Annotated in this window: 1 pseudogene; it reads left to right on the top strand. The window is 41.9% G+C overall.

Going from position 1 to position 1,289, the window contains the following annotated elements:
• Positions 1–1,289: pseudogene (locus QM469_RS10510) on the top strand (hypothetical protein); the annotation flags it as partial.

Below are 1,289 nucleotides of genomic sequence, written 5' to 3'. Positions count from 1 at the left end.
CAAGTAAAGATAAAGATGGAAACCCAACTACAATCACAGTAACGGTTGGCGACAACGGTTCAGGTGAAGTGCCAAATGACAACCTTCCTAAGAAAGATGTCCCAGGTACAGGAACAGTAACAGAACCTAATAAGAAACCATCACAACCAGTAGATGTAACAACACCAGCTCGTAAGACACCAACAATAGAGTTGGATAAAGATCCTAAGACAGGTGACGTTACAGTAACACCTAAGAAACCAGATGGTTCAACATATCCACCAGGAACTAAGGTAGAAATCCCAGGTGAAGATGGGCCAATCACTGTTGAAATCGGTCAAGATGGTAAAGGTAAAGTACCAAATGATAATCTTCCTAAGAAAGATGTCCCAGGTACAGGTAAGATTACAGAACCAGGTAAACCAGCTGTTGAAGTTCCAGTAACAACACCAGGTAAGGTAACACCAGAAACACCAACAACTGAAACACCAAGTGAGATTGAAATCACACGCAAACCAAATGGTGATGCAGTTGTAACGCCTAAGAAACCAGATGGAAAACCATACCTACCAGGAACTAAGGTAGAAATTCCAAGTAAAGATAAAGATGGAAACCCAACTACAATCACAGTAACGGTTGGCGACAACGGTTCAGGTGAAGTGCCAAATGACAACCTTCCTAAGAAAGATGTCCCAGGTACAGGAACAGTAACAGAACCGAACAAGAAACCATCACAACCAGTAGATGTAACAACACCAGCTCGTAAGACACCAACAGTAGAGTTGGATAAAGATCCTAAGACAGGTGACGTTACAGTAACACCTAAGAAACCAGATGGCTCAACATTCCCACCAGGAACTAAGGTAGAAATCCCAGGTGAAAATGGAAATCCAATCGAAGTTACAATCGGTGAAGATGGTAAAGGTAAAGTACCAAATGACAAACTTCCTAAGAAAGATGTCCCAGGTACAGGTAAGATTACAGAACCAGGTAAACCAGCTGTTGAAGTTCCAGTAACAACACCAGGTAAGGTAACACCAGAAACACCAACAACTGAAACACCAAGTGAGATTGAAATCACACGCAAACCAAATGGTGATGCAGTTGTAACGCCTAAGAAACCAGATGGAAAACCATACCTACCAGGAACTAAGGTAGAAATTCCAAGTAAAGATAAAGATGGAAACCCAACTACAATCACAGTAACAGTTGGCGACAACGGTTCAGGTGAAGTGCCAAATGACAACCTTCCTAAGAAAGATGTCCCAGGTACAGGAACAGTAACAGAACCTAATAAGAAACCATCACAA

The organism is Streptococcus infantis, from assembly GCF_047464215.1.
Taxonomy (GTDB): domain Bacteria; phylum Bacillota; class Bacilli; order Lactobacillales; family Streptococcaceae; genus Streptococcus; species Streptococcus infantis_P.
The sequence above is the reverse complement of the archived record's forward strand: the minus strand, read 5'-3'. Positions and strand labels throughout refer to the sequence as shown.